Origin of the sequence: Proteus columbae (genome assembly GCF_009914335.1) — a bacterium.
In the GTDB taxonomy this organism is placed as follows: Bacteria; Pseudomonadota; Gammaproteobacteria; order Enterobacterales; family Enterobacteriaceae; genus Proteus.
Genome location: NZ_CP043925.1, coordinates 1,095,716 through 1,107,983, shown reverse-complemented (window position 1 = coordinate 1,107,983; position 12,268 = coordinate 1,095,716). Strand labels below are relative to the sequence as shown.

General features: G+C 36.8%; 12 protein-coding genes. 4 read left to right on the top strand and 8 right to left on the bottom strand.

All coding sequences use genetic code 11. The features are described from left to right. Positions 1-205 precede the first annotated feature (205 nt). From F1325_RS05145 to seqA, 5 genes are all read right to left on the bottom strand, one after another. Complete coding sequence (locus tag F1325_RS05145; RefSeq protein ID WP_109373940.1) at positions 206-499, bottom strand: type II toxin-antitoxin system RelE/ParE family toxin; 294 nt, start codon at positions 497-499, stop codon at positions 206-208. After that, the gene (locus tag F1325_RS05140; protein ID WP_109373939.1) at positions 492-734 is read right to left on the bottom strand and encodes a type II toxin-antitoxin system ParD family antitoxin; all 243 of its coding nucleotides are present in this window, start codon (positions 732-734) and stop codon (positions 492-494) included. Before F1325_RS05140 ends, F1325_RS05145 begins: the two co-directional genes overlap by 8 nt. A 156-nt stretch (positions 735-890) precedes the next feature. After that, a complete protein-coding gene (locus F1325_RS05135) occupies positions 891-1,373 on the bottom strand; it encodes a DUF1456 family protein (protein WP_098943871.1) in 483 nt (160 codons plus the stop codon). A 146-nt stretch (positions 1,374-1,519) separates the two neighbouring features. Beyond that, positions 1,520-3,160 carry a phosphoglucomutase (alpha-D-glucose-1,6-bisphosphate-dependent) gene (gene pgm / locus F1325_RS05130; protein WP_109373938.1) on the bottom strand — a complete coding sequence of 547 codons (1,641 nt, stop codon included), beginning with the start codon at positions 3,158-3,160 and terminating at the stop codon, positions 1,520-1,522. Positions 3,161-3,234: 74 nt separating this feature from the next. Next, the gene (gene seqA / locus F1325_RS05125; protein WP_109373937.1) at positions 3,235-3,798 is read right to left on the bottom strand and encodes a replication initiation negative regulator SeqA; all 564 of its coding nucleotides are present in this window, start codon (positions 3,796-3,798) and stop codon (positions 3,235-3,237) included. A 460-nt stretch (positions 3,799-4,258) separates the two neighbouring features. Between seqA and ybfF the strand changes: the two genes are divergently transcribed. The 4 genes from ybfF (at position 4,259) to fur (ending at position 6,998) form a co-directional block, all read left to right on the top strand. Continuing rightward, positions 4,259-5,041 carry an esterase gene (gene ybfF / locus F1325_RS05120; protein WP_160230069.1) on the top strand — a complete coding sequence of 261 codons (783 nt, stop codon included), beginning with the start codon at positions 4,259-4,261 and terminating at the stop codon, positions 5,039-5,041. A gap of 211 nt (positions 5,042-5,252) precedes the next feature. After that, entirely contained in the window at positions 5,253-5,561 is a 309-nt protein-coding gene (gene ybfE, locus F1325_RS05115; RefSeq protein WP_109373935.1) for a LexA regulated protein, read from the top strand. 273 nt (positions 5,562-5,834) lie between these two features. Next, complete coding sequence (gene fldA, locus F1325_RS05110) at positions 5,835-6,362, top strand: flavodoxin FldA (protein ID WP_004244384.1); 528 nt, start codon at positions 5,835-5,837, stop codon at positions 6,360-6,362. Between the two features lie 189 nt (positions 6,363-6,551). After that, positions 6,552-6,998 (top strand): ferric iron uptake transcriptional regulator, encoded by a 447-nt coding sequence (gene fur, locus F1325_RS05105; protein WP_023581171.1) that lies wholly within the window; start codon positions 6,552-6,554, stop codon positions 6,996-6,998. Between the two features lie 128 nt (positions 6,999-7,126). Here fur and F1325_RS05100 read toward each other — a convergent pair whose 3' ends face one another. From F1325_RS05100 to glnS, 3 genes are all read right to left on the bottom strand, one after another. Next, positions 7,127-7,966, bottom strand: coding sequence for a DUF817 domain-containing protein (locus tag F1325_RS05100; protein ID WP_160230068.1), 840 nt, complete (start codon positions 7,964-7,966; stop codon positions 7,127-7,129). A gap of 561 nt (positions 7,967-8,527) precedes the next feature. After that, the gene (gene chiP, locus F1325_RS05095; protein WP_109374105.1) at positions 8,528-9,922 is read right to left on the bottom strand and encodes a chitoporin ChiP; all 1,395 of its coding nucleotides are present in this window, start codon (positions 9,920-9,922) and stop codon (positions 8,528-8,530) included. Positions 9,923-10,559: 637 nt separating this feature from the next. Continuing rightward, entirely contained in the window at positions 10,560-12,227 is a 1,668-nt protein-coding gene (gene glnS, locus F1325_RS05090) for a glutamine--tRNA ligase (protein WP_160230067.1), read from the bottom strand. Between the last annotated feature and the right edge of the window lie 41 nt (positions 12,228-12,268).

Below are 12,268 nucleotides of genomic sequence, written 5' to 3'. Positions count from 1 at the left end.
AAAAAAGAAACAAAAATGACATAATTATTAACAAAGTAAGATCGGTATTTTTACTTAATTAAGTTAGCAATAAATAATCTTTGCTTCATATTATCAAAACGGGAAAAAATCAAATCAGTGAGGAGATATGAGATATTCGAGAATGGGGTTTACTGCTAAATAGTATTATGATGAACAATATATTGAACAGTGAATAATTAAATATTTATTCAGGAAAATCAAGAGAATCAACATCTATTGAATGGTGAATAAGGCGAGCAATAAATAAGGTATTATTCTTTGGTAGATAATAGATTGAGTGTTTTTTAAACTCCAATCGTCTCATACCATTACACACCCAACTACACTCTCGCCCAATCCAGGGTGCGCTAGCAAGTAGCTCAAATGTCCGTTTCAAGTCATCATGATATTTCTTTGCCTGAATTACACCAAATTGCTGTATGGTATAACGCGCAATTTGATAAATATCTTCTTCTGCTAACTCAGAAAGTTTATACATTTAAATCCTTTTCAGCTCTTGCAAAAATATCATCCATGTTATTTTTACTTTCTGGTGAATTCACACCATCTAGCACCATTTTACGAACTATTTGGATCCGTTCTTCTCTTATTTCCATCATACGTAAAGCGTCTCTTATTACTTCAGAGGTATTTCCATAACGTCCTGAGTTGATCATTTCACCAACAAAGCCATTAAAGTGTTCACCCAAAGTCACACTAGTTACTCGAGCCATAAATCCTTCCTACATTGTATTACTTAGTAATACAACATTAGCAGTAAATTTATTCTTTCGCCAGTTAATACCATAAAAAAATACCCCAAAATCGAAAACCAATTTTGGGGTATTATTTAATAAATAGAGAATTTTATATCTTAAAATACCCTAAACTTATTTCTTAACTGTTTTACCTTTACCGCGTAGGGTTTCGGTTAACCCTTTAAGGAAATATCTCACGAGTTGATCGCCACAGTTACGATAGTTTTTATGTCCAGGCTTACGGAATACTGCACTGAGTTCTGGCTTAGAAACACGAAAGTCTGCAAGCTCATAAATCTTTAAAATATCAACATCTTTTAACTCAAAAGCGACACGCAGTTTTTTTAAGATAATATTATTGGTTATACGTTTTTCAACTTCAGGTGCTGGAAAATTCTCATCTTTGCCACGACGATAAAAAATTAGACCATTTAAAAAATGCCCCATCGCATTATCGTCACACTCAACAAACTCAGGCTCATCGTCTTTTTTCAGCCAACTATTTACTAACTCTTTTGTGACTGTGAAATCAGCCAGTTTCATGATTTCAACAACATGTGCATCACTTAGGTCCAGCATGTAACGTACACTTCGTAAAACGAAATTATTTTGCATTGTATTGATTATCCACTCTATTTTTAATTCTAAATCAACCTCAATGATGGATATCAATGCTGTGATCTAAAAATATTCAATAATTAAAAAAATACACTCTACCTTTAGGTAGAGTGTATTCTATATAAATAGTTTATTGTACTAACTTATTTGTTAGCAAAAACATTATTTACTATTTCAATGGCTTCTTTTTCAATTAATTCACGATGCTCAGGGCCACGGAAGCTTTCACAGTAAATTTTATAGGCTTCTTCAGTGCCAGAAGGACGAGCCGCAAACCAACCGTAATCGGTCATTACTTTTAAGCCACCAATAGATGCGCCATTACCTGATGCATGTGTTAAACGTGCAGTAATTGGATCACCTGCTAAGGTGCTTGCAGTCACCATTTCAGGTGATAAACGTGATAACAACGCTTTTTGTTCATGGGTTGCTGATGCTTGAATACGGTTATAGCTTGGTGAACCAAAACGTTGCGCTAATTCGTTGTAATGCTCTTGCGGATCTTTACCTGTTACTGCTTTCATTTCAGCAGCCAACAGACATAAAATGATACCGTCTTTATCAGTTGACCAAGGTTTACCATTAAAGCGTAAGAAAGATGCCCCTGCACTCTCTTCACCACCAAAGCCAAACTCACCACTAAATAAGCCTTGAACAAACCATTTAAAGCCAACAGGCACTTCAACTAATTCACGACCTAAATCTGCTACAACACGGTCAATCATTGCACTTGAAACCAGTGTTTTACCCACTTTTACATCTTTAGCCCATTGTGGACGATGACGGAAAAGATAGTTAATTGCAGCCGCTAAATAGTGGTTAGGATTCATTAAACCAGAAGGTGTCACAATACCATGGCGATCGTAATCAGGATCGTTAGCAAAGGCTAAATCAAATTTATCACGTAATTGTAATAAGCCTTCCATTGCCCATGGTGATGAACAGTCCATACGAATAACACCATCGTGATCAAGTGTCATAAAACGGAATGTCTGATCAACTTGATCGTTAACTAATTCAAGATCAAGATCATAATACTCACCAATACGTTTCCAGTACTCAATGCCTGAACCACCTAATGGGTCAACACCTAATTTTAAGCCCGCTTTCTTAATTGCTTGCATATCAACAACGTCACCTAACGCTTTGACATAAGGCATAATTAAGTCTTGTGCTTGAATATAACCACTTGCTAATGCTTCATCATAAGAAAGACGATTGATCCCTGCTAAATTGTTCTCAAGCAGTTCATTGGCACGTTTTTCAATCACTGAAGTTAAATCGGTATCAGCAGGTCCACCATTTGATGGATTATATTTAATACCGCCATCTTCGGGTGGATTATGAGATGGAGTGATCACGATACCATCAGCAATATCTTGATGTGCTTCGTTGTATGTCAAAATAGAAAAAGAGACTGCTGGTGTTGGTGTATAGCCATTATTTTCTTGAATAATCACTTTAACTTTATTGGCAGCAAGTACTTCTAAAACAGAAATAAATGCAGGCTCTGACAGTCCATGGGTATCTTTACCCACGTAACATGGCCCTGTTACTCCATTCTTAGCACGTACTTCAGCAATAGCCTGCGCAATTGCCAGAATATGTGCTTCATTAAAGCTATGGCGATTTGCACTTCCACGATGACCAGATGTACCAAATTTCACACGATGAGCGTTATTGCTAGCTTGTGGTTTAAGTGAATAATATTGAGACGTTAATTGCGCCACATTAATCAGATCACTTTGACGAGTATGCTGCCCTGCTCTTGGATGAATTGCCACAAATCTTCTCCTATTTGACATCACAATCACGCTTTAAACAAAAGCCTTTGCAATGCATCAATTAACAATAGTGGTTAGATAGTTCCACACACCTTATCAATCTCATTTGCAGGGAATTGCATATCCTGCATGATGCTTTGTACCATCGTTCTCTTGCGCTCTGTGTTTGAGTTAGTGATAACCCAAAACGGCGTGCCTGAAATATGGCGCGGTTTTGTATGACGTCCACTATCGAGTAATGTTTGTTCATCACCAGCAAAATAGATGCGTGTTCGTCCATGTACTGTTTCAGCAGATTGAGTAAAAGTAGCACTATCTAGGCTATATAACGTAGAAAGGATCTGTAAAAAACGATCAACTGATTTTGTTTTTTCTGCGTAACTATCAGATAACAGCAGTTCTCGCATTTCACGGATCGGATTTTTTGCTGGTGTAATAGCTGGTGTTATAGGTGTAGGTTCAGCTTCCTGTTTAATAACAGGTACTTGTACTGACTCAGTGACAACGACTGGTTGTACGGGCTGTTTGGCATCGAGCTTCAGTAGACGCCTTAAAATATCTGAAGCGCTTTCACCGATATGTCTAGTTTCGCTAGCAATATAGCGGTAAAGTTCGTCATCAATTTCTATCTTTTTCATTGCTACCCAGTACTATTTTCAAAAAAAAGTAATTAGGATTATAAGATATAATCTTTAAAAACAAAATAGGCAAAATTTCAATAACTTAAAGAGGATCTATTCAAGATCCTGCCATTTTAAAGGCTAAGCTCGGTATTTATCCTATTGTTTATCTTGGTATCATCTTCTATTCTTTGAACTTATTCACACAAAGTCAGTTTTAAACGCCGCTATATCACACTATCCCAGCCCCCAAATAATATAAAATTCTAATTATTTATTTTTGAGCAATGTCAAGATTTCAACTTTTTAAATAAGTTTGGAACATACATCTAGATAATGGCATTTTTATGGTTTTTTATAAATTTATCTTATCAATTATTTCTGAACTTCATTACTCTTTCATATTATTGCGATAAGTTGGCTTAGCATCTTGTGCATGTCATCATAGAAGAAAATCGCAATCATCTTGGTCATTAATATGAAACTCAATACATTACTAAATTATCAATTACACCAACCTGAAACGACACCTGTATCTAATTTACCTATCGTCTTGATCCATGGCCTCTTTGGTGATCTCAATAATTTAGGTGTTTTAGGTCGTGCACTTCGTCAAGATAATACCGTGATACAAATTGATGTGCGTAACCATGGACACTCTCCTCATAGCGAAAGTATGAATTATCAAGATATGGCGCAAGATGTGCTCGCATTGCTTGACAGTTTAACTATCTCAAAAGCCATTATTATTGGGCACTCAATGGGAGGCAAAATTGCGATGGCGATGACAGCATTAGCTCCCGAACGTATTGCAAATATTGTTGTGATTGATATGTCACCCGTTACTTATAACGTTCGCCGCCATGACAAAATTTTTGCAGCGCTTGAAGCCGTAACAGAAGCTAAAGTCACACGTCGTCAAGATGCTGTGGAAATCATGCGTCCTTTTATTAAAGAGGAAGGTGTGATCCAATTTTTACTCAAATCATTCAAAAATGGTGAGTGGCTATTTAATTTACCTGCAATAAAAAATGCTTATTCAGATATTATTGGCTGGCAAGAGGTGCCGGCTTGGCATCATCCTGTATTATTTATTCGTGGCGGTTTATCACCTTACATTTTAGATGAGTATCGTGAAAACATCGCTCGTCAATTTCCGCTCGCGACCGCCTTTGTTGTCGCAAATACAGGGCATTGGGTACATTCAGAAAAGCCAGATACCGTTATTAAGGCTATTCGTCGTTTTTTAGAGAAAGCTTAGTTAATAAACTTAACAGCTTAAAATAACGTCACTGAAAAATGATAATTTAGTAGAATGTATAATTATTGTGCTTAAAAATAGCGTCTGTTGATAAAAAGACCAAATCACAATAAGTTAAACTCAGGAAGCAGTGGCGAGACATCACTATGTGGGGTATTATTGGGCGTTTCGCAATTGAGTCATTGGTATACGCCCTTTCACAGCAAAATTTATGGCAAAAGAACAAACTGATCGCACCACACTGGATTTGTTCGCAGATGAACGCAGACCTGGGCGACCTAAAACAAACCCGCTTTCTCGGGATGAACAGCTTAGAATTAATAAACGCAATCAATTAAGACGTGACAGAGTTAATGGTTTACGTCGAGTTGAGTTAAAATTAAATGAAGATGCTGTAAATGCTCTCAATGAGTTGGCGACAGAAAGAAACGTCAGTCGTAGTGAACTTATTGAAGAAATATTACTAGAGCAATTGGCGCAAAATAACGCCTTAAAAATGCATCAAAACAAGAATAGTTAGCAGATAAACCACACAAATTCGACAGAATTAGCCTGCTATTTTCGTCAAAATACGTTTTTAGTTTTCTATTATGAAAACACAATGCTTATCTTTCACTAGTAATTGTTCAAACACAGACAAATATACTCTAAATATTTTGAAGTGTAGCTAGGTGACAAGTGAATGAATCACTAGAAACATACAAGAAGTATGTGACTTGTGGAAATATACGTAGTCAATAACGCTACAATTTGAAATATAACGAATTTAGAATAAAAGAGGTTATCTCACTTTATGGCAATCATAGGAATATTCTTCGGCAGTGATACTGGCAACACTGAAAATATTGCCAAAATGCTTCAAGAAAGACTGGGCGCTGATAATGCCGAAGTTCATGATATTGCAAAATCCAGTCAAGAAGACATCGAAGCGTTCGATATTCTGTTACTAGGTATTCCTACTTGGTATTATGGTGAAGCACAATGTGATTGGGATGATTTTTTCCCAACACTAGAAGATATTGATTTCAATGGTAAGCTTGTTGCACTATTTGGTTGTGGTGACCAAGAAGACTATGCAGAATATTTCTGTGATGCAATGGGTACTATCCGCGATATTATTGAACCTCGTGGTGCAGTTATCGTAGGACATTGGCCAACCGAAGGTTATCATTTCGAAGCCTCTAAAGGGCTTGCAGATGATAATCATTTTATCGGCCTTGCGATTGATGAAGATCGTCAACCAGAATTAACCGAAGAGCGTGTTGACGCTTGGGTTGCTCAAATCAAAGAAGAAATGAGCCTAGACGAAATTTTGGGATAATATAAATACTCAATATTGAGAATGATAATTATTCAATGGTGTGCTAAGATAGTGTGATAGGTGGGGTGTTTATTTTTAAATATCATGCCTATAATCAATGAGGTTATTTATTCACCCGAGTATTAATGAATAAAGCCCATTTGTGAGCACAAAAATTAAATTCACCATTAGCAACAGGATTAAATCCGCATGACCGACAATAATAAAGCGTTAAAAAATGCTGGGTTAAAAGTTACACTTCCTCGCTTAAAGATCTTGGAAGTGCTCCAGGATCCTGAGTGCCATCATGTCAGTGCTGAAGATCTCTACAAAAAACTTATCGATATCGGTGAAGAGATTGGTCTGGCAACAGTGTATCGCGTCTTAAACCAATTTGATGATGCTGGTATTGTTACCCGACATAATTTTGAAGGTGGTAAATCAGTATTTGAATTAACTCAACAACACCATCATGACCATTTAATTTGTCTTGATTGTGGCAAAGTTATTGAGTTTACAGACGATGCAATTGAATTACGCCAAAGAAATATCGCTGAACGTCATGGTATCAAACTTTCCAATCATAGCCTTTATTTATATGGCCATTGTGCTGAAGGTAATTGTAAAGAAGATAGCCACGCACATGATGAGAAATAATTCATTCTGGATAATCTCTCAGTAAAAAAAAGGAACTGTGAACAGTTCCTTTTTTATTGGCTCCCGCTATGAACCTCAATATTATCGTGTAATGACGTCACCTTAAAGATAACATAAGCTATATCAATTCACTTCGTCACACTAATACTGTGTTTGATATGTTTTAAATGCACCACTATCGTAAAAGTAACAATAACTAACAGTGACCAAGAGCCCCACTTCCCTGCATGCACGGCAGACCAAGCACCAATTTGGTTTGGATATTGCCAAACACCGAAGAACGTACCAAAATTCTCAGCAAGCCAAATAAAGAAACCAATCAGAATAAAAGCAAGTAATAAGGGCATTTTTCGCTCTGTATCATAAGGCGTAAAATAAACCACACTACGAGCATAAAGACCTAAAATAAAGGCCGTTAAATACCAACGATAATCACCAATAAAATGATGAGAAAAGAAATTAATATAAATCGCAAGTGCAACCAATGTTGCCAGCCAATAAGGTGGATAATGTTCAATTCGTACCTTTAAAAAACGCCATGCTTGAATTAAATAACTCCCCACAGCCGAATACATAAAGCCTGTAAATAATGGGACTTCCCACAATTTCGTGTAAGCAAAATCAGGGTATTTCCATGAACCAATTGCCGCTGATGTTTTAAATAACTCCATCACAAAACCAACAATGTGGAAAAAACAAATCGCTTTTAATTCATCCCATGTTTCTAGCTTTCCCCACACCATCCATAATTGAAAAGCGATAGCGAGAATAAGCAGTACATCATAACGAGGTATACCAAAGACACCTTTACTTGGCGTTGCAAATAAAATAAAAAAGAAAAATCCCGCAAATAAACAAGAACGCGCCTCTTTCACACCAAAAAAAAGAAATTCAACAATAAATCGTTTTATACCTTTAAAGGGCTTCAATGGTGGTTCTAATAAAAAATCATCCAATCGCTTTAACATGCTTCTTCCTGAAAACTCGCATTATCGAACAGCCTTCAATGCGGAATAATACATAAGGTGAGATAAAATGAATGGTAAGAAATCTGCCATAGAATAAAAAAACGTACAAGGATGAAAAGGACGAAAAAAAAGAAAGGAATGAAAAAATAAAGGTATTTCCCCCCCACTACGATACCCACTCTGACTGCCTTTACTTAGGGTAAATACCTTACGCAAATTCTGCGAAATAACTGAAGCACAAGAGATAAACATAACCCACTCACATTTATCTCAGACGACATGACATGACGACTTTACTTCATTACTTTTACTACATTACTTTTACTACATTACTTTTACTACATACTGCGATTTTAAAACGACTCTTTACTTCGACTCTTCTACTTCTTACTACTGTTGCTGACAACTTCACTTTATTAACGAGACTTATTTGTAAGGTTCTTCTTAATTAATGCATCTCTATCTTTCTACTAGTTATTTTTACTTATCGTAATCGTATTTAGCTTTTTTAGTTTTATTCAGGATAAAGTGCAATTAATACACTTTATCCTTATGCTGATATTAGAAAATAGTGAATGGCATTATCACGTTAAACTTAACGTCTTTTTCATCTTGGAAGATATTACCAAAACCACCGTCATAACTTGGAATATCGGAGTGGTTATCGTAACGGGTATAATGAAGCTTAAAGAGAGTACCTTTAGCGCGACCTTCTTGAACCGTATACATAATATCCGCATTCCATGCACTTTCTCTGATACGCTGACCTTGGTCATAAACGGCTTTACCACTTGGTTTCGCATCCCATGCGTAAATATATGAAGTACCGACAGCCCAACCTGACAGATCCCAGTTTTTCAGATCATACATAACGCCAGCATAAAGTGCTTTTTCTCCATTGGCGTTAAAGTCAGAACGACCATCCCACCAAACATCAAGACGACCGTTAGAGGTTGCCCAGCCTGGAGTCATACGTTGTAAGAAATAACCTTGATTACCTTCAGCTTTAACCCACGTTCCTTCTACTTTGAAGTCAAATACATTGTAGGTATAACCAAAAGTCAGTGCTTGTAACCATGCCAACCCATCATAAACGTCATTAACACCACCGCCGGTAACTTTATCTTTAGCACCGTAGAATTGGTAAGACGTTCTTAATGCATTGTCAGCAATTGGAAAATCATAAGAAACTTTGCCAAAATACTGATCGATATAACCATCGGCCTGACCAAATGCAGCTTCTAACACTAGGCTGTTTTTAAAATCATATTTGGCGCCAAAAGAGTGAAGATAGCTGATATTGGTTTCTAGATCAGCTTTACGGAAGTTATACATATTCCGATACCACGGTGCTTTATATTCATCCGTCCACATATATGAGAAAGATAATTCACCGCTTTTATCGAAATCGAAAACTGCACCCGCTTCAGCACCGCGATAAGTCCCCGGTAAGAAGCTCCAATGTGGACGCAATAAGCTTTGGCCTTTAGGTTGAATATATCCACCTTGAGCCCAGAAATTGCCTAATTTGAATTTCGCAGCCGCTTTATAAACACTCATGCCACTGCGATCGCCAGTCCATTTTTCATCCCAGCGACTTTTTGCATCACTAAAACCGATTTCATTAGGTGCAGCTGGGCCACTGTTATTCAATTCAGCTGCGCCAAAAGCAGCTAAATCAATACCAATAAAATCACCAAGGTAGCCTGATGAGAAATCTAAATTAGCGTTGAAAGTAGAATGGTGTAAGTTAGCTTTGTATTTGCCGTAATCAGGACTATTTGGTGTTAACTCTTTTCTATCACGGTCACGTTGCCAATAAAAAAGACCGCCTGTTAAGGTTGAGTCGTCAATAAACCCTTCAGCATGAGACATTTTTGCAGGTAGTGCAGTTACAAGCAATGCGCCCATAACGGCAAGTGCCACCCTGCCTGGTTTAGCATGTTGCATAACCATAGCATTGTTTCCTCTTTGACTTTGACTAAAAAAGAAATAAGCACAATGCCTATTTCCAAATATAAAACCCCAAGTGGGGAAAAAACCTAAATTAGGTTAGAAACAGCATATTTTTCGCGACGCGAATTATCAACCTAAAAAAAAGAATTTTTATCAAAATATGACAAAGGACACATAACCAAATGATCGTTTCATTTTCTTACTTTTATAATTATTGACTAAAAGTAATCATAATTAGTTGATTTAAATGTATTTTATAAAACAATCTTTAAATGATATGAAATTTCGTTTTTATAGAAAGGAATAATAAGCAGTACTTATAAATGATCTTTTTTAACAGTGTGAAATAGGCGGTATTAATCACACTTTTCTTATTACAGTTTTATTTAGCGTGATGGTATGAAAAAACAAAAGAATAAAGTGATAGTGAATAAACTATTTCAAATGAAATAAATGAAAAGTTATCACCTAAAAAAGAAAAAACGAAAGACTAATCAAATTAAGAATAGTAAATGTTTAATATCAATAGATGAAAAATCATCCAAACTAAGATGTAAAACAGATAAAAAAATGCTCGATAAATAATTACCGAGCATTTTATTCATTAAAGTACTAATGTGTCTTAAAATGCGTCAGATTAACCTTGCTGAGAAATCTTCGCCCAAGTGTCTCGTAAGCCCACAGTACGGTTAAACACAAGTTTATCCGCTGTTGAAAGCTTATCAGCACAGAAGTAGCCTTCACGCTCAAATTGATACGCTTTTTCGATAGCAGCATCTTTTAAGCTACGTTCAACAAAACCTTCACGAATAACTAATGATTCAGGGTTAATTGTTGATAAGAAATCATCTTCTGCTGCTGGGTTTGGTACGCTAAATAGACGGTCATAAAGACGGATTTCAGCAGGAATAGCATGTGGAATGCTTACCCAGTGAATAACGCCTTTTACTTTACGCCCATCAGCAGGATCTTTATTTAGAGTCTCTGCATCATAAGTACAGTAAATGGTCGTAATTTCGCCTTGATCGTCTTTTTCGACACGTTCTGCTTTAATCACATAAGCATTACGTAGACGCACTTCCTTACCTAGCACCAGACGTTTATATTGACGGTTTGCTTCTTCTTTGAAGTCTGCGCGATCAATATAGATCTCACGGCTAAATGGTACTTCACGCGTACCCATTTCTGGTTTGTTTGGGTGATTTGGTGCAACAAGAATTTCTTCACCTTCTGGCATATTTTCAATCACTAAACGAACTGGATCGATAACCGCCATTGCGCGTGGTGCATTTTCGTTTAAGTCATCACGAATACAAGATTCCAAAGCTGCCATTTCGACGTTGTTTTCTTGTTTCGTCACACCAATACGTAGGCAGAATTCACGAATAGATTCTGCGGTATAACCACGACGACGTAAGCCTGAAATCGTTGGCATACGAGGATCATCCCAACCATTCACAATGTTTTCTGTCACAAGCTGATTCAGCTTACGTTTTGACATCACTGTATATTCAAGGTTAAGGCGTGAGAATTCATATTGACGAGGATGACAAGGGATAGTGATATTATCCAGCACCCAATCATATAAACGGCGGTTATCTTGGAATTCTAAAGTACATAAAGAATGTGTGATATTTTCCAGTGCATCAGAGATACAGTGGGTAAAATCATACATTGGATAAATGCACCATTTATTTCCAGTTTGGTGGTGTTCAGCAAATTTAATACGATAAAGAACAGGATCACGCATAACAATAAAAGGTGATGCCATATCAATTTTCGCACGTAAACACGCTTTACCTTCTTCAAAGCCACCCGCACGCATTTTTTCAAACAGCGCTAAGTTTTCTTCTACGCTACGTGAGCGATAAGGGCTGTTTTTACCTGGCTCTTTTAATGTACCGCGGTATTCACGAATTTCTTCAGCACTTAACTCATCAACATAAGCTAAGCCTTTATTAATCAGCTCAATCGCATATTGATAAAGTTGATCAAAATAATCTGAGGAGTAATGAATGCTACCTTCCCATTGGAAACCTAACCACTGAACATCTTTTTGAATTGAGTTGATGTACTCAATATCTTCTTTTACTGGATTGGTATCATCAAAACGTAGATTACATTTTCCCTGATAATCTTTAGCAATACCAAAATTCAGGCAAATTGATTTCGCATGGCCGATATGAAGATAGCCATTAGGTTCAGGTGGGAAACGCGTTTGAACGCTATCATGTTTCCCGGTAGCCAGATCTTCGTCAATAATTTGACGAATAAAGTTCGTTGGGCGGGCATCTGCCTCATTCATGGTCATTTTTTCCTCAAAGCAAAACGCATAATTAACCCACT